This window comes from Massilia sp. 9096, assembly GCF_000745265.1.
Lineage (GTDB): Bacteria > Pseudomonadota > Gammaproteobacteria > Burkholderiales > Burkholderiaceae_D > Telluria.
In genome coordinates this window covers 2481607-2497340 of sequence record NZ_JQNN01000001.1, presented here as the reverse complement: position 1 = coordinate 2497340, position 15734 = coordinate 2481607, and the positions used below count along the sequence as shown (strand labels likewise).

At 68.1% G+C, this 15734-nt stretch carries 11 protein-coding genes; 4 read left to right on the top strand and 7 right to left on the bottom strand.

Annotated elements, in window-relative coordinates; translation table 11 throughout:
• Positions 1-48: 48 nt before the first annotated feature.
• From FA90_RS10570 to FA90_RS10560, 3 genes are all read right to left on the bottom strand, one after another.
• Complete coding sequence (locus FA90_RS10570; protein ID WP_051971693.1) at positions 49-2841, bottom strand: TonB-dependent receptor; 2793 nt, start codon at positions 2839-2841, stop codon at positions 49-51.
• A 237-nt stretch (positions 2842-3078) separates the two neighbouring features.
• Complete coding sequence (locus FA90_RS10565; protein WP_239700667.1) at positions 3079-4575, bottom strand: glycoside hydrolase family 30 beta sandwich domain-containing protein; 1497 nt, start codon at positions 4573-4575, stop codon at positions 3079-3081.
• Positions 4576-4583: 8 nt separating this feature from the next.
• Complete coding sequence (locus tag FA90_RS10560; RefSeq protein ID WP_036168577.1) at positions 4584-6089, bottom strand: glycoside hydrolase family 30 beta sandwich domain-containing protein; 1506 nt, start codon at positions 6087-6089, stop codon at positions 4584-4586.
• Between the two features lie 244 nt (positions 6090-6333).
• Between FA90_RS10560 and FA90_RS10555 the strand changes: the two genes are divergently transcribed.
• Positions 6334-6714: a response regulator gene (locus FA90_RS10555; protein WP_036168576.1), complete on the top strand. Its 381-nt coding sequence runs from the start codon at positions 6334-6336 to the stop codon at positions 6712-6714.
• Positions 6715-6730: 16 nt separating this feature from the next.
• Here the strand turns inward: FA90_RS10555 and FA90_RS10550 are convergent, their stop codons facing one another.
• Positions 6731-7753 (bottom strand): bile acid:sodium symporter family protein, encoded by a 1023-nt coding sequence (locus FA90_RS10550; RefSeq protein ID WP_051971692.1) that lies wholly within the window; start codon positions 7751-7753, stop codon positions 6731-6733.
• Positions 7754-7996: 243 nt separating this feature from the next.
• Here FA90_RS10550 and FA90_RS10545 point away from each other — a divergent pair, with 243 nt between their 5' ends.
• Complete coding sequence (locus FA90_RS10545) at positions 7997-10168, top strand: S46 family peptidase (RefSeq protein ID WP_036175191.1); 2172 nt, start codon at positions 7997-7999, stop codon at positions 10166-10168.
• Here the strand turns inward: FA90_RS10545 and FA90_RS10540 are convergent.
• Both FA90_RS10540 and FA90_RS27250 read right to left on the bottom strand, forming a co-directional pair.
• Positions 10146-11591, bottom strand: coding sequence for a PAS domain-containing sensor histidine kinase (locus FA90_RS10540; RefSeq protein ID WP_036168573.1), 1446 nt, complete (start codon positions 11589-11591; stop codon positions 10146-10148). The genes FA90_RS10545 and FA90_RS10540 overlap by 23 nt on opposite strands.
• Positions 11588-12106 (bottom strand): sigma 54-interacting transcriptional regulator, encoded by a 519-nt coding sequence (locus FA90_RS27250; RefSeq protein ID WP_036168572.1) that lies wholly within the window; start codon positions 12104-12106, stop codon positions 11588-11590. Before FA90_RS27250 ends, FA90_RS10540 begins: the two co-directional genes overlap by 4 nt.
• Before the next feature lie 246 nt (positions 12107-12352).
• Between FA90_RS27250 and pnuC the strand changes: the two genes are divergently transcribed.
• Together pnuC and FA90_RS10525 are read left to right on the top strand one after the other, a co-directional pair.
• Positions 12353-12979: a nicotinamide riboside transporter PnuC gene (gene pnuC, locus FA90_RS10530; RefSeq protein WP_036168570.1), complete on the top strand. Its 627-nt coding sequence runs from the start codon at positions 12353-12355 to the stop codon at positions 12977-12979.
• Complete coding sequence (locus FA90_RS10525) at positions 12976-13521, top strand: AAA family ATPase (RefSeq protein WP_051971690.1); 546 nt, start codon at positions 12976-12978, stop codon at positions 13519-13521. Before pnuC ends, FA90_RS10525 begins: the two co-directional genes overlap by 4 nt.
• Here the strand turns inward: FA90_RS10525 and FA90_RS10520 are convergent.
• Positions 13518-15722: a TonB-dependent siderophore receptor gene (locus FA90_RS10520; RefSeq protein ID WP_036168568.1), complete on the bottom strand. Its 2205-nt coding sequence runs from the start codon at positions 15720-15722 to the stop codon at positions 13518-13520. The genes FA90_RS10525 and FA90_RS10520 overlap by 4 nt on opposite strands.
• Positions 15723-15734 lie beyond the last annotated feature (12 nt).

Here is a 15734-nt window from a genome sequence, read left to right as displayed (position 1 = left end):
AAAACGGCCGCATGCAGCGGCCGTTTTTCATTCACCCGGCAAGCGGCATCACAGCTTGTAGCTCAGCCCCAGCAGGAACTGGCGCCCATAACGGTCGTACTGCTGCGGCGCGGTCACCCCGCCGAAGCCCGTACCGTCCTGCACGTTGCGGTCCGGCGCGTTCTTCAGGTTGACCACCTGGAACGAGATCGCCAGGCCCTTGGCCGGACCGTCCTGCAGTTCGTAGCCGAGCTGCAGGTCGATCGTGTTCATGCCCAGGTTGCGCAGCACCGAGGTGGCGCCGAACAGCGAGGCGTATTCGCCGCGGAAGCTCGAGCGGTAGCGGTCGTTGATGCGCGCCGAGAAGCCGGCCTTCTCGTAATAGAAGGTCAGGCTGGCCACGTTCTTCGACAGGCCCGGCAGCGTGGCCCACATCGGGGTCTTGTCCGAACCCGGGCCCTGCACCTGGATCGAGGTGTCGGTGTACGAGTACGAGAACTGGGTGCCGAAGCCGTCCAGGACCGGGTGGACCAGGCCGGCGTCCAGCGCGCCCGACACTTCGATGCCGCGCAGGTTGCCGCCGGTGCCGTTGGCCTGGGTCGAGTAGGTGCCCATGTTGCTGAGCGGGACCGTGGCCGGGGTCGGGTTGACGTAGCCCGTGAAATCATAGTCGATGGTCTGCTGGTAGACGTAGGTCAGCAGCTTCTTGTAGAACACGGCGCCGGCCAGGTAGCTGCGCGTGCCCCAGTACTTTTCCAGCGACAGGTCGGCGCCGTTGGCGCGCCACGGGCGCAGCTTCGGGTTGCCGCCGCCGCCGCCCCACAGGCGCGTGGTCGGCGAGACGCCGGCCGAGTAGGTGGCGTTCATGTCGTCGATGCGCGGACGCGCCAGCGTCCGGGCCAGGCCGAGACGCAGGAAGGTGTCGTTCGGCAGGTCGGTGATGACGTTCAGGCTCGGCAGGAAGTTGTTGTAGCTGGCGCCTTGCTCGATGGTGCCGGTCGGTGCGTTCGCATTCGCCGTGAAGGCGTAGGCGTTCGAGTACTGGTTGGTGTGGATGTACTGGAAGCCCATGTTGCCGTGCACCGGGAGGCTGGCGACCTCGGTCTCGAAGTTGGCCTTGGCGTAGCCGGTGGTGATGCGCTCGTGGACGCCGAAGTCGTGCGAGTAGTCGCCGCCCGGGCCGCCCGACATGTTCTGCGTCATCGTGTAGTACTGGTTGGCGACCTGGTCGACGTCGTAGCTCAACACGCCCGGGATGCCGACGAAGCCGAGCGAGGTCGGGCTCATCGCGTAGCCGGGATCGATCGCCTGGCGCGTCGCGCCATTCTTCAGATCGGCGAAGTAGACGATCATGTTCTGGGTCTTGTCGCGCGCCGAGAAATTCACGCCGGCGTCGAGCTGGCGGAAGATCCAGCCCAGGCTGTGCTTGGCGTGCAGGTTGATCGCGCGGATCTTGTCGTACTGCTCGGTGAAGGCGCTGCGGCCGTCGTGGCTCCAGGCGCCCGGGTCGCCCAGCTGCATGGTATTCGGATCCGTCGTGTCGAAGCCCGGCGTGAAGGTGGCGAAGCCCGGATTGAGCGGAATGTTGAAGCCCAGGCTGGACGCGGCCGGGCCGGCGTAGGTCTCGAAGGTATGCTCGTTGCGCTTGGCGCTCGAGTAGCTCAGGTCGGCGATGGCGCGCCAGTCGCCCAGCTTGACTTCGGTGTTCCAGCCGATCGAGGCCAGCACGTCGTTGCGGTCGTTCTTGTCGTTGCGGCCGACCGGCTGGGTGCCGCCCAGCGGGAAGGTCAGGGTGCCGCTGGTGATCACGCTCTGGCCATTGACCGTGGTGTAGCCGGGGTTGGTCAGCGCATGCGGCACCGGGGTCGCGCCCGGCGCCGACAGCAGGGCATCGCTGTACGGGTTCGAGTCGAACATCATGCCGCGCATGACTTCGCTCTCGGTGAACTTCGAGTAGTAGGCGTCGAGCGTGCTGTGCAGGGTCGAATTCGGCTTGTACTCGACCGTGGCCAGCAGGCCGTCGCGCTTGTCCTTGCGCGACAGGACGGTGGCTTCGGCGCCGCCCTGGGCGGTCGCGCCGTTGTACCAGGTCGCGCTTGGCGCGCCCCACCACCAGGCCTTGTAGTGCTGCTCCTGGCCCGGGTTCTGCAGGTGGGCGTAGCCGACCGCCACGCCCAGCGTCTTGTCCAGGAACTGGTCGATGTAGGCGATGCTGCCGCGGCCGCCGCGGTCGCCCGTGTCGCCGTAGCCGTTGTTGAGCGAACCGAGCGAGTTCTTCTCGCCGCGTACGTTCACCGCGATCTTGCGGCCGTCGACGGTCAAGGGACGCACGGTGCGCAGGTCGACGGTGCCGGAGATGCCCTGGCCGAGCAGGGTGGCGTCCGGGGTCTTGTAGACCACCACGCTCGACATCAGCTCGGCCGGGTACTGGTCGAACTCGACGCCGCGGTTCACGCCGGTGCTGGTCTGCTCGCGGCCGTTGAGCACGGTGCCGGCGAAGTCCGGCGACAGGCCGCGGATCGAGATCACCTGCGCGCGGCCGTTGACGTTTTGCGCGGCCACGCCAGGCAGGCGCGAGATCGATTCGGCGATCGACACGTCGGGCAGCTTGCCGATGTCCTCGGCAGACACGGCCTCGAGGATGTCGTCGGCATCGCGCTTGGTCGCGGTCGAGGTCTCGATCGAGTGGCGCACGCCGGACACGGTCACGGTGTTCATGCTGGTCGACTGCGTGGTCGACTGCGTGGTGTCGCCGGCCTGGGTCTGGGCGTGTGCGCTGATGACGCACAGCAGGCCGGACAGAGCCGCGACGAGTGGTTTCAGCCGCAGCGGCTGGCGCTGGGCGTGGTGGATGTGATGCATGAGTCTCCCTGACTTGTTATCGTTTTTCGTGCGGTCGCTTGGCCATCGGAAACCGGCTGGCGCCGCACATTCGCTTGGAAATCGGTATTGGAAACGTTTCCAAAGAAGCTATTACGAGTCTAGCACTGATAGTTTTTATATGTCAATTGACATGCGTTAACTGTGCGCGACAGGTTTCGAGAGGCGACAGCGCTGGTTTGGCCCGGCGCTGTCGCAGGTCGCCGCAGGCGCGGCCGCCTAGGGTGAATGGGGTGCGCCGGGTGAACCGGGCGCGCCGGCCCAGACGTAGGTGGCCACGGCGTCGGCCGGCACGCTGGCCCGGAAGCTGCGGGCGCCGTCGCGCACGCGCAAGTTGCGCGCCGCAGGGCCGGGGTTGGCCAGCACCAGCACGCGCGAGCCGTCGTCCGCATTGCGGAACACGACGTTCTTCACACCGTCGACGTCGTTGGACGCGATGCGCTGCGCGCCGGGGCGCACGAAGCGGCTCACGTGCGCCAGCGCGTACCACTCGGGATTGCGCGTGACCTGGCCGCTGCGCGAATCGATCGTGACCACGCCGCGGCAGGTGCCGCAGCCGCCCAGGTGCGGACCCTTGTTCTCGTCCAGCGCGAGGTTCCAGAACAGCACGCCGCGCGCCCAGTTGCGGGTGCCGTCGATCAGCAGGGTGCCGGTGAAGAACTGCAGCTGCTTGGCCCAGCCGGGCGCCCAGTCGCCGCCCGAGCACTCGGTCAGGTAGACGTCCTTGCCCGGGTCCGCGTCGTGCACGCGCGACTGGACGTCCGGCTTGCCGCCGTAGCAGTGCCAGGCCACCGCGTCGATATAGCGCGCGGCCTTCGGGTCGGCCAGCGTCTGCAGCGGCATCTCGGGGTGGTCCCAGTTGTGGTCCCAGTCGAAGATCTTGACGCCGCTACCTTCGAGCGCAGGGCCGAGGTAAGTGCCGATGAAGGCGGCGCGCTCGTCCGGATCGACGCGCATGCCGGGGTAGTTGTCGGGCTCGAAGTTCGGCTCGTTCTGCAGCGTCAGCGCGAAGATCGGCACGCCTTCGGCCTTGTAGGCCTGCACGTAGCGCAACAGGTACTGCGCGAACGGGCCGTAGGCGTCCGGCTTGAGGTGGCCCTTGACCAGGCTGCCGGTGGTCTTCATCCAGGCCGGCGCGCTCCAGGGCGACGCCATTACCGCCAGCGCCGGATTGACGGCGCGCGCCGCCTTCACGACCGGCAGCACGTCGGCGCGGTTCGGCGCGATCGAGAAGTGCGCCAGCTGCGGGTCGCTCTGGCCGGCCGGCACGTCGTCGAAGCTGTAGTCGACGGTCGAAAAGTCGGACGCGCCGATGGTCAAGCGCGTGAACGACAGGCCGAGGCCTTCGCCCTGGCGTCCGAACAGCTCCCGCAGCAGGGCCGCGCGCTGCGCCGGCGACAGCTTGTCCTGGATGAGCATCGCCGACGCATCGGTCAGCGCCGCGCCGAAGCCGACGATGGCCTGGTAGCGCCTGGCTTCGACGATGTCGATGTTCGCGCCGGCCGGCCGCGCCGAAGCGGTCGACTTGTCGAAGGCGACGTCGCTCCCGTGCGCCATCAGCTGCTTCTGGTCGCCGGTGGTGACCCAGACCTGGGCCGCGTCGGCGGCATTCGCAGCATCGGCTGCGCCATGAACGGCGCCGGCCATCGCCAGGCACAGCATGGCCGCGCCGTGCGCCAGCTGCGCCAGCGCCGGCCGCGGCAAGATCCGCTTCACCAGGCCCTTCATGCGGCGCCCGCCGGCGAACCCAGCACGGTCTGGATCGCGTGCGCCGGGATGTCGACCGCGACTTCGCGCTCGTCGACGAACAGGCGGTAGCGCTGCGCCTGGTTGGTCTTGTTCATCACCACCACGGCCAGGCTGCCGTCGAGGTTGCGGAAGGCGGTCGTCTCGAGCACGCTGCGGCTGGCGGTGGCGTTCACGCGCCGCGCCTGCGGGCGGATGTAGCGGCTGAAGTGGCCGACGTAGGCATAAATCGGCGTGAACACCAGCTGGCCGTCGTCGCTGGCGTGGATGGGTGCGAAGCAGAAGTTGTTCTTGTGGTTCGGCCCGCCGCGGCTGTCGAGCAGGATGTTCCAGTCGACCCAGCCGACCGCGCCGGCGTTCAGGTCGGCGATCATCTGGCTGCCGTAGCGCTCGCCGTTGGCCCAGAGCTGGAGCTTGGCCGGGTCGAATTTCTCGATGCAGCCTTCGGTCATCAGGAGGTTCACGTCGGGCCAGGCTTCGTGCACGGCGGCGACGTTGCGGTGCATCGGCTCGCCGCCGGCCCAGGTCTCGTACCAGTGATAGCCGACGCCCCAGACGTACTTGCGCGCTTTCGGGTCGGACAGCAGGTGGTTGGCGCGCTGCGGCAGCAGGTCGCGGTTGTGGTCCCAGACCATGATCTTCTTGTCGCCCAGGCCGGCCTTGGCGAGGGCAGGGCCGAGGTGGTCGGCCAGGTAGCGTGTCTCTTCCTCGGCCGTGTAGATCATCGAGTCCCAGGGCTGCTTGGCCATCGGCTCGTTCTGCACCGTCATGCCCCAGATCGGGATGCCGGTCTTTTCGTAGGCCTTCACGAAGCGCACCACGTACTGGGCCCAGGTGTCGCGGTACTCGGGCAGCAGGCTGCCGCCTTGCAGCATGCTGTTGTTGGTCTTCATCCAGGCCGGGGCGCTCCACGGGCTGGCGAACACCCGCACCGCGTTGTGCTGCGCCGCGCCCAGCGCGAGGATCTGGCGCAGCAGCGGCACGCGATATGTCATGTCGTGCTCGATGCTGAACGAGTCGAGCGAGCGGTCGCCGTCTTTCACATAAGTGAAGCTGCCGCTGCCGAAGTCCGAGCTGTGGATGCTGATGCGCGCGACGTTGTAGCCGATACCCTGGCGCGGATCGTAGTAGGCGCTCAGGAAGGCTTTCTGCGCCGCCGGTGTCAGCTTGGCGTAGACCTCGGCGACGGCGTCGGTGACCGCGCCGCCGAAGCCGAACACGGTCTGGAACTGGTGGCGCGTGTCGACGAACACCGAGATGTCGGTTTCGACCGGCTGGTTGGCCGCGGCCAGCGCGGGCAGGGGGCGCGGCGCGAAGCGTTCGCCGGCGCCGTCGGCCGTGGTGAACACTTGCCAGGTGAGCTTGCCCGCGGCCTTGCCCTGTGCGGCGGCATCCGCGGGCGCACCCGCCGCGCGCGCCTGCGCCGCCTGCGCATTGCGCGCGAGCGCGGTGACGCCCATGCCGGCCGCAGCCAGCAGCCGCATCGCCTGTCGTCTCGTTGTCTCCATGTTCTGCCTTTCTTGTCGTGAATGGTGACGTCGGCGCGAGGGCCGCGCCGGATTGGAAACGTTACCAATTTTCTATTTTTACTATATCATCGGCAATTTTGGCCGTCAAAGCGATGAGCAAGCGTGCACCGGGGAAGCAGGTGCAGGAACACGCAAGTGTGAAATGTTGCTCGGCACTATTGAAAATTTCATCGCCATCAATAGCGTGTTAGGATGATCCATGAAAAAAATTCTGCTGGTCGACGATCTCGGCATCGACCTGATGCTGACGCGCATGGCGCTGGAAGGTTATGGCGCCGGCTACCGCATCGTCGTCGCCCGTGACGGCGAAGAAGCCTATGACAAGGCCAAGGACGACGCCTTCGACCTGCTGCTGGTGGACATCAAGATGCCGCGCGTGGACGGCTTCGAATTGCTCGAGCGCCTGAACGCCGACGGTGGCGCGCGCGTCCCGGCGATCATCCTGTCGGGCTCGGGCCTGCCGGCCGACCGCGCGCGCGCGCGCGAGGTCGGCGCGATCGACTACATCCAGAAACCGGTCGACTACAGCGTCTTCAAGGAAGAGTTGAAGGCCACGCTCGACCGGCATGGCCTGAGTTGACCCGAGCCGGGCGGGCTCAGTCCGCCACCGGCTCGCCCTGCGGGTCCGCGCGGCGCGACCAGCGCTGGGCCAGCACCGCGCACACCATCAGCTGAATCTGGTGGAACAGCATCAAGGGCAGGATGATCATCCCAAGCGCGCCCGGCGCGAACAGCACCTTCGCCATCGGCACGCCGCTGGCCAGGCTCTTCTTCGAGCCGCAGAACACGATCGTGATCTCGTCTTCGCGCGAGAAGCCCAGGCGGCGGCTCACGAACGTCGCCACGCACAGCGCAATCGCCAGCAGCACGCAGTTCAGCACCACCAGTCCCACCAGCGCCGACGGCGCCAGCTGGTGCCACAAGCCCTCGTTGACCGATTCCGAAAACGCCGTGTAGACCACCAGCAGGATCGAGCCCTGGTCGACGATCTTGAGCATCGGCTTGTGCTTGTCGACCCAGGCGCCGATCCACGGACGCAGGAACTGGCCGGCCAGGAAGGGCAGCAGCAACTGCTCGACGATGGTCATGATCGCATCGAGCGACGAACCGCCACCCGCGCCCGATCCGTGCACGACGATCGTGCTGACCAGCAGCGGCGTGAGGAAGATACCGAAGAAGTTCGAGGCCGAGGCGCTGCACACCGCCGCCGCCACGTTCCCGCGCGCCATCGACGTGAAGGCGATCGACGATTGCACCGTCGAGGGCAGGGTGCACAGGAACAGCACGCCCAGGTACAGCTGCGGTCCGACCAGCGGCGTGGCCAGGGGCTTGAGCAGGAGGCCGAGCAGCGGGAACATGGCGAAGGTCGAAGCCAGCACCAGCAGGTGCAAGCGCCAGTGGGTCAGGCCCGAGACCAGCGCTTCGCGCGACAGCTTGGCGCCGTGCAGGAAGAACAGCAGGCCGATGGCGAAGGTGGTGATGTGCCCGAGTGCGATCGCGACGCCGCCGCGGCAGGGCAGCAGGCTGGCCAGCAGCACGGTGCCGAGCAGGTACATGGTGAAACGGTCGGGCGCCAGGCGGCGCAGCTGGTCGAGGCGGGAAGGATTCGAGCTTGGCATGAGGGCTGATGGGAGAACAGGGGAAATCGGCGGACGATCAGGCATTGTAGCGGCTTGCGCCTGCAGGCGCAGATGCGGGCGAAGGACGCTCCGCCAAGCTGCAGGGCTGTTGTCACGTCATTACGCAGGAATGCAACGCCCCGCCCCGAGCTCGGCCATATGCAGGAGCGAATCGTGTCCAGCCCCGGCGCCGCTGGCTATACTCGGAAGCGCTTCCGTTCTACTTTGCCATTGGAATCCGCCTTGCTGAAATCGATCGTCCGGCCCATCGCGCTTGCAGGTGCGACGATGGGCGCCACTGTCCTCGCGCACGCCGACGAAGGCCAGTGGCAGCCCTACCAGCTGCCGCAGCTGAAGTCCGAACTCAAGCGCGCCGGCATCGCCATTCCGGCCGAACGCCTGGCCGACCTGTCGAAGCACCCGATGAGCGCCATCGTCGCGCTGCCGGGCTGCTCGGCTTCCTTCGTCTCGCCGGATGGCCTGGTGGTCACCAACCACCATTGCGCTTACGGCGCCGTGCAGCGCAACGCCAGCCCGGAGCACAATTACATCGTCAACGGCTTTCTCGCCAGGACCCGCGCGGAGGAATTGCCGGGCGGGCCGAACACGCTGGTATTCGTGACCGACAAGGTCGAGAACGTGACCGAGCGCGTGCTCAAAGGGCTGGCGCCCGGCCTGTCGGGCAAGGAGCGCCACGAGCAGGTCGAGGCGCGCATCAAGGCCCTGGTGGCCGAGTGCGAGGGCGGCGCCAAGGGCGACAAATCCTACCGCTGCTCGGTGCCGGCCTTCCACCGGGGCCTGGAGTACTACCGCATCCGACAGATGATGATCCGCGACGTGCGCCTGGTGTACGCGCCGGCCGACAGCGTCGGCAACTTCGGCGGCGACATCGACAACTTCGAGTTCCCGCGCCAGGCCGGCGACTTCGCCTTCTTGCGCGCCTACGTCGGCAAGGACGGGCGCCCGGCCGACCCGTCGCCGGACAACGTGCCTTATCATTCCAGGGACTTCCTGGCCGTATCGAGCGCCGGCCTGAAACCCGGCGACGGCGTCCTGCTGGCCGGCTACCCGGGCCGTACCGGCCGCTACAAGCTGCCGGCCGAGATCCGCTTCGCGCGCGACCTCGGCTACCCGGCCAAGGTCGCATCGATCACGGCCGACCTGTCGGTGATCGCCGCCGCCACCATGGGCAACCCGGACTACGGCGTGCGCTACGCCAGCGTGTCCAAGAGCCTGAACAACGTGCTCAAGAAGACCCAGGGCCTGCTCGACGGCTTCGCGCGCAAGGACATCGCGGCGATCAAGGACGTGCAGGACTTTGAATTCCGCGCCTGGTACAAGCAGCATGGCCAACAGCTCGGCCAGCAGGCCGGCGCATCGAAGGCGCTGCTGGCCGACCTCGACGCCGCGATCGCGGCCGACATGGCGGCCAGCCAGCAGGAAAGCGCCTGGATCGAAGCCACGCACAGCGACCTGCTCAAAAGCGCGCGCACCCTGTACCGCCTGGCGCTGGAACGCCAGAAGCCGGACGCCCAGCGCGAGCCCGGCTACCAGGAGCGCGACCTCGCGTTCATCAAGGCGCGCCTGAGCCGTCTCGAACAGTCGTTCGCGCCGAGCGTCGGCGCGGCGCGCTGGCAAGCCGGCCTGGTGCGCTACTCGAAGATCGATCCGAAGCTGCGTCCGCCAGGCCTGGACGCGCTGCTGCCGGCGCCGAACGCGCTGCAGTCGTTCTACAAAGCGACCGAGCTGGCCGACACGGCCAAGCGCCTGGCCTGGATCGGCCGGGATCCGGATGCCTTGCGCAAATCGAACGACGCCTTCATCGCGCTGGCGGTGCGCCTGCAGGACGTGGCGCAGGCGCTGGAAGAACGCCGCAAGGACGTCGACGGCAATCTGGAGCGCGTGATCCCGCAATACATGGCGGCCGTGATCGCGTGGAGGAAAGCGCAGGGCAAGCCGGTCTACCCGGACGCCAACTCGACGCTGCGCGTGAGCTACGGCACCGTGGCGCCGTACAGCCCGCGCGACGCCATCGTCAAGGGGCCGTTCTCGACGGTGCAGGGGATCCTGGAAAAGAACACCGGCAAGGAACCGTTCAACGCGCCCGCCAATCTGCTGCAGGCGATCCGCGAGCAGCGCTGGGGTGCGTTCAAGGATGCGCGCCTGGGCACGGTGCCGGTCGACTTCCTGTCGAACGCCGACACCACCGGCGGCAACTCGGGTTCGCCGGTGATGAACGGCCACGGCGAGCTGGTCGGCCTGAACTTCGATTCGACCTACGAATCGATCACCAAGGACTGGTACTTCGACCCGGCCATCACGCGCGCGATCCACGTCGACATCCGCTACATGCTGTGGGTGATGAAGGAAGTCGACCATGCCGACAACCTGCTCAAGGAAATGACGATCCGGTAGCCTGGGAACTGACCGGAAACCAGACGTCGAAGCGCGTCTCGCCCGGCACGCCCGGCGCCAGCGCGTAGCGGCAGCCGTGGCGCGTGAGCACCTCGCGCACGAACACCAGGCTGATGCCCTGGCCGCCCTTCTTGGTGCTGAAGAAGGGCGTGAACAGCTGGCGCAGCGGCGTCTGTTCCAGCAGGCCGCCGGAGTCGATCACCGACAGGCGCACGTGCCGCGCCTCCCGGGCCAGCTTGATGCGGATGGCGCCGCCGCTGCCGCCGCGGCCGTCGCGATCGCGATCGCGCGATTCGTCGACCGCCTCGATCGCATTCTTCACGATATTCAGCAGCGCGCCTTCGATCAGCTGCACGTCCAGCATCAGGGGCGGCACGGCGTCGCGGCGCGCCCAGCCGAGCGCGATGGCGCGCGCCTTGCACGCATCGCGGTGCAGCCACAGGATATCGTCGACGACGTCGCCCAGGCTGGCCGGGCGCAGCGCCGGCGCCGGCATCTTGACCACTTCGGTGAAGCGGCCGATGAACTGGCCCAGGCTGGCGTTGCGCCGCTTGACGGCGACGATCGCGGTGGCGAAGTCGCCGGCGTCCGACTCGTTCAGCTGGCTGCGGTAGGTCAGCAGCGATTCGAGCACCGAGCCGGTCGCCGCCACCGTGTTGTTGACTTCGTGCGCCAGCACCCGGATCAGGCGCGCGTAGGTGGCGCGCTCCGAGTCCTCGAGTTCCGCGGTCAGCTCCTCGACCATCAGGAAGTGGCGCGCGAAGCCGCGGTCATAGAACTGGCCGCGCTGGGCGCGGTAGCGGCGCCCGTCCAGGTCCGTCATCAAGCGGCTCTCGCCGGGCGGCTGCGCGGCCAGTTGCGCGGCCAGTTCGCGCGCGCGCGTGCGGGCGCGCGCATCGAGCGCGGGCGCGAACTTTTCGGCATCATCTGCATCGCTGTCGATCCAATACGACAGGGGCCGTCCGAGCGGCTGTTCGAACCCGAGCAGTGCGCCGGCGCTGGGGTTCATCAGGCTGATCGCGTGGTCGAAGTCGAACACCAGCACGGCGGCGGGCGTGGCTGCGAGCAGGCGGTCGAGGAAACCCTGCTGCTCGCCGGCCGCCAGGCGTTCGCGGTGCAGCGCGGCCAGCATGGCGTTGAAGGCGTCGACCAGTTCGTGCAGCTCGCGGCTGCCGGCGCTGTCCAGCATCGCCAGCCGGCTCGCGTACTGCTGGTCCTGCAGCAGGTCGCGCAGGCGGCGTGTGTAGCCGAGCGGCTCGAGCGCCTGGCGCACCAGGCGCCAGCCCAGCGCCAGCGTCGCGAGCAGGGCCAGCTCCGCGCCCACGAACAGCAACGGTTGCTGCGGCAGCAGCAGCGCGGCGCAGCCGTACAGCGGCAGATGCAGCGCCAGCAGGTAGACGAACAGGCGCGTTTGCAGCGTCATGCGCCGAAGCCGTCGGACAAGCGATCCTCGATGGCGATGCCCGCGCCCAGTCCATGGCGCTCCAGGCCCAGCCCGTAGTCGAAGGCGACGCGCGCGGCGATGTGGCGCGCCAGCAGCCCGATGTCGCTGCGCCGTTCGCGCAGCGGCGGCAAGCGGATCGTGATCAGGTTGAGGCGGTAGAACAGGTCTTCGCGGAACTCGCCGGCGGCCACCAGCTCGGCCAGCTCGCGGTTGGTGGCCGAGACCACGCGCACGTCCGCCTGGCTCGACGTGCTGGCGCCAACCGGCTGGTAGCGCCCGACCACCACGCCGGCAGCGTCGACGGTGGTGTCGACCGCGCCGCGCCGCACCTCGGCGATGGCGACGTCGGCGCCGGCCACGCTCGGGCGCAGCACGCGGTTCAGGCCCCAGGCCGCGCAGGCGAGAAAGGCGAGAAAGGCGAAGGCGAGCATGCCGGCGGCCAGGCGTTGGCGGCCGCGGCGGCGCAGGATGTCGATGCTGAGGGCCTGGTCCATGAGCGAAAGCGGAAAAGTTCGGATGCTTTCCCGCTTCGCAAGCGCCGTGCCAGGGCCGTTCTACCGGGGCGGCGCCGGGTTTGGCCCGCTTGCGCGCCCGCGCGTGTGCCCGCGTGCGGGCAGCGCTGTCCGGATCCGGACACCTCGCGCCGTGGCGAACGGCTTGCGCATTCGGACGCCAGCTTCCATAATCGACCGTTGGCCTGCCTTCATGGCACGCCGCGTCTCCATCTTTCCAGCGCGCGCATGAACGATCCGATCACCTTCCTCGGCTTTCCCACCACCTTGCTGGAGCTGCTCTCCTTCGTGCTCTCGGTTGCGACGGTGCTGCTCAACATCCGCAGGAACCACTGGGCCTGGCTGTTCGCGATCGTGTCCTCGGCCGCCTACGGCATCGTGTTCTTCCGCTCGCGCCTGTACGGCGACGCCGGCCTGCAGGGCGTGTTCATCCTGGCCTCGATCTGGGGCTGGAGCGAGTGGCTGCGCGGCAGTGACAAAGATAACGCGGCCGGCGCGCAGGCCGGGGCGCCGGCGGTTTCGCGCCTGAGTGCCAGGGGCTGGGCCTGGTCGCTGGCCGGCTGGGCGATCGGCTTCGCGCTGCTGTCGAACTTCCTCGGCGTGTACACCGATACCGACGTGCCGCGCATCGACGCCTTCCTCACCGCCGGCAGCCTGCTCGGCACCGCGCTCACCGCGAAAAAGAAGATCGAGAACTGGCACACCTGGATCGTGGTCGACGTGCTGTACGTCGGCCTGTACGTCTACAAGGGGCTGCACCTGACGGCGTTCCTGTACGCGGTGTTCGTCGTGATGGCGCTGGTCGGCCTGCGCGCCTGGCGTGCGGCCGCGACCGAACCGGCGGTGGCGGCATGAACCTGCAGGCGGCAGAACCCGGGAACCCGGCGCGCATCGCCATCCTCGGCGCCGAATCGACCGGCAAGTCGACGCTGGCCGAAACCCTGGCGCGCCGCCACCGCACGCTGTGGGTGCCGGAATACCTGCGCGAGTTCGTCGACACCACGGGGCGCGTGCCCTACGAAGACGATCAATCGGGCATCGCGCGCACCCAGCGCGCGCGCGAGGACGCGTGCGCGCGCGAGCTGGCCGGCCGTCCCGGCGCGCTGCTGTTCTGCGACACCGCGCCCTTGATGACGGCCGTGTACAGCCGCTTCTACTGGGGGCGGGTGCCGCCCGATCTGCTGGCCCTGGAGGCCGCACACGACTACGCGCTGACGCTGGTCGCGGCGCCGGATCTGCCATGGGTGGCCGATGGCTTGATGCGCGATTCCGAGGATGTGCGCGCACGCGTGCACGCGACCCTGCTCGAGGTACTGGACGCGCGCGGCATCGCTCACGTATTGGTGGAGGGCGACCTGCCGCAGCGGGTGCGGCAGGTCGAGGCGCTGCTGGCTTAGAAATCCACCTGCGCCGACAGGCGGAAGGTGCGCGGCGCGCCCGGGATCAGGTAGCCGCCCAGCTGCGGCGTGACGTCGCCCCAGTAGAACTTGTCGAACAGGTTGTCGACGCGGCCGCGCACGGTGACGCGGGTACCGGCCAGCGCCAGGCGGTAGGACGCGCCCAGGCCGAACACGTGGTAGCCCGGCACGAACACGCTGTTCTCGACGTCGAACGCCTTCTTGCCCGAGTAACGCCAGTTGGCGTCGACCTTCAGGTCCGGCACGTTCGGCACCGCGTATTCCACCCAGGCGGTCGACTTGAAGGCCGGGACGTCGGTGACGCGCTTGCCGTCCAGGGTCGGGTCGCCCGTGCCTTCCTGGCGCGTGTTCAGCGCCATCAGGGACAGGTTCCAGCTCAGGTCCGCGCTCGCCTTGCCGCCCGCCGTCACTTCCAGGCCGCGATGGGTTTCCTGGCCATTGCGCACGTAGGGATTCAGGTACTGCGTCGCGCCGCCCACGAGTACGGGGATGGTCTGGTTCGGGTCGGTGTATTCGAGGCCCTGGCGGATCTCGAACAGCGAAGCCGACAGGCTCAAGGCGCTGCCCAGGTCGGCCTTCGCGCCGATCTCGGCCTGGTGCGCACGCGCCGGCGCCAGGATCTGGTGCTGGTTGGCGGTGCCGAACGGGGCCGCGCCGCCGTTCTGCAGGCCGTGGCTGAGCGCGCCGTACACGTTCCAGCCCGGCGCCACCGCATAGACCAGGGCCAGGCTCGGCAGCGTGAAGCTGTTGTCGCTGTGGACGTAGCCGGGCACGTCCAGCGTGTCGTCGTACTGGTTGCGCTTGAGCTGCACGTGGCGCAGGCCGGCATGCAGGGTCAGGTCGTCGGTCAGCTTGACGATGTCCTGGGCGAAGACGGCCGTCTCCTGGTCGGTGCGGCGTTCGAACACCGGGCCGGTGGTACGGCCGGCGGCGGCCTGCGGCGACACCAGCGGATGCCAGATGTTGCTGTAGCCGACGTAGTCGTAGACGTCGTCGCCGAGGCTGTCGTGGCGCTCGTCGTACGAGGCGCCGACGGTCAGCTCGTGACGGAACCGGCCGGTGGCGAACTTGCCGTGCACCTGCGCCTGCACGCCCCACGGGGTCTTGCGCTCGCCGGTGCTCTGGTAGTCGTAGACGTCGTAGTCGCCGTTCGAGCAGAAGCCAGGGTAGTAGCCCTCGCCCTCGTTGCTGCAACCGTAAGGGAAGGCGGTGTAGTCGTTGCGGCGGAACCAGTGCTTGTTGGCGGCCACGGTGGCCAGCCAGTCCGGCGCCAGCTTGTACTCGAAACGCAGGCCGAGGTTGGTGTCCCAGGTCTGGACCGGCTTGGTCCAGGGCTGGTCGTTGAGCAGCATCTTGGGCGACACGCCGCTCGGCAGGTAGAGGTTCTGGATCAGCTGGAAGCCGGGCGCCGTGATCTGCGCCTTGCGCTGGTAGTCCATGTCGAGCTGCAGCAGCGCGTCCGGGCTGATCTGCCAATCGAAAGCGCCGGAGATGAACTGGCGGTCACCGTTGGCGCCTGCCACGTACGGGTGGATGTCTTCGGCCGCCACGTTGATGCGGTAGCCGAAGCGCGGGTCGGCAAAGCGCCCGCCCAGGTCGATCGCGCCGTACAGCGTGCCGCGCTCGCTCACCTGCACCGTCGCTTCGCGCAGCGGCGTGGCGGTCGGGCGCTTGGTGACATAGTTCAGGATGCCGCCCGGGGTGGCGACGCCGGCGGTGAGGCCGGCCAGGCCCTTGAGCACCTCGATGCGTTCCTTGTTCTCGAGCGGGATCTGGGTGTCGCCGGGAATGGCGAAGCCGTCCTTGCGGTAGCTGTAGTCGTTGTCCAGGGTGAAGCCGCGGATCGAGAACGACTCGGCGTAGCCGACCGCGTTGTAGGAATCGCTGACCGAGGCGTCGTAGCGCATCGCATCGGTGGTCGAGCGGATCGACAGGTCCTGCATCTGCGTGCGGGTGAACACGTCGATCGAGACCGGCGTGTCGACCAGAGGCGCATCGGAAAAGCCGCCGACGCCGGCGCGCTCGCCACCGGTGCGGGCGCCGGTGACGACCACTTCGGCGACCGGGCCGGCTTGCGCCGCCTGCTGGGTTTGGGCCTGCTGGGTCTGGGCTGACGCATCGATGGCGAACGCCTGCGCGATGGCGCAAGCCAGGATCGAGTACTGCAAGGGTTTGTTCATGGGTTTGCTCTC

Excerpts from the sequence above, each read along its gene's own strand:
- FA90_RS10525 (WP_051971690.1), top strand. The coding sequence starts at position 12,976 with ATGAACCTGCAGGCGGCAGAACCCGGGAACCCGGCGCGCATCGCCATC.
- FA90_RS10520 (WP_036168568.1), bottom strand. The coding sequence starts at position 15,722 with ATGAACAAACCCTTGCAGTACTCGATCCTGGCTTGCGCCATCGCGCAG.
- FA90_RS10555 (WP_036168576.1), top strand. The coding sequence starts at position 6,334 with ATGAAAAAAATTCTGCTGGTCGACGATCTCGGCATCGACCTGATGCTG.
- FA90_RS10570 (WP_051971693.1), bottom strand. The coding sequence starts at position 2,841 with ATGCATCACATCCACCACGCCCAGCGCCAGCCGCTGCGGCTGAAACCA.
- FA90_RS10550 (WP_051971692.1), bottom strand. The coding sequence starts at position 7,753 with ATGCCAAGCTCGAATCCTTCCCGCCTCGACCAGCTGCGCCGCCTGGCG.
- FA90_RS27250 (WP_036168572.1), bottom strand. The coding sequence starts at position 12,106 with ATGGACCAGGCCCTCAGCATCGACATCCTGCGCCGCCGCGGCCGCCAA.
- pnuC (WP_036168570.1), top strand. The coding sequence starts at position 12,353 with ATGAACGATCCGATCACCTTCCTCGGCTTTCCCACCACCTTGCTGGAG.
- FA90_RS10560 (WP_036168577.1), bottom strand. The coding sequence starts at position 6,089 with ATGCGGCTGCTGGCTGCGGCCGGCATGGGCGTCACCGCGCTCGCGCGC.
- FA90_RS10540 (WP_036168573.1), bottom strand. The coding sequence starts at position 11,591 with ATGACGCTGCAAACGCGCCTGTTCGTCTACCTGCTGGCGCTGCATCTG.